Source organism: Rhodopseudomonas sp. BR0G17 (genome assembly GCF_010907025.1).
Taxonomy (GTDB): domain Bacteria; phylum Pseudomonadota; class Alphaproteobacteria; order Rhizobiales; family Xanthobacteraceae; genus Rhodopseudomonas; species Rhodopseudomonas palustris_H.
Genome location: NZ_QUML01000169.1, coordinates 1 through 424, shown reverse-complemented (window position 1 = coordinate 424; position 424 = coordinate 1). Strand labels below are relative to the sequence as shown.

Annotated in this window: 1 protein-coding gene; it reads right to left on the bottom strand. The window is 63.2% G+C overall.

Annotated elements, in window-relative coordinates; genetic code table 11:
• The coding region (fabA, locus tag DY467_RS25715) for a bifunctional 3-hydroxydecanoyl-ACP dehydratase/trans-2-decenoyl-ACP isomerase (RefSeq protein WP_164639866.1) at positions 1–424 on the bottom strand (424 nt) is incomplete at both ends.

The window sequence follows — 424 nt, the reverse complement described above, 5'->3', positions numbered from 1 at the left end:
CTGCTTGAACAGACCGACTTTCAGGTCCTTTGCGCGGTAGATGATCTCGTCGTCGGCCGAAAGCCAGCCGTCCGCGATGCCGAGCCACAGCTTCGAGCGCATCACCCGCTTGATATCGACATTGTAGACGACTTTGCTGATGTGCGGCAGCACCTGGCCGGTGAACTTTAGTTCCCCGAGGCCGAGCGCGCGGCCAGGGCCCTCGCCACCGACCCAGCCCAGGAAGAAGCCGACCATCTGCCACATCGCATCCAGTCCCAGGCAGCCCGGCATCACCGGGTCGTTCTTGAAGTGGCAGGCGAAGAACCAGAGGTCCGGATTGACGTCGAGCTCGGCGCGCACATGGCCCTTGCCGAACTCGCCGCCATCCTCGGTGATGGTGGTGATACGATCGAACATCAGCATCGGCGGCAGCGGCAGCTGC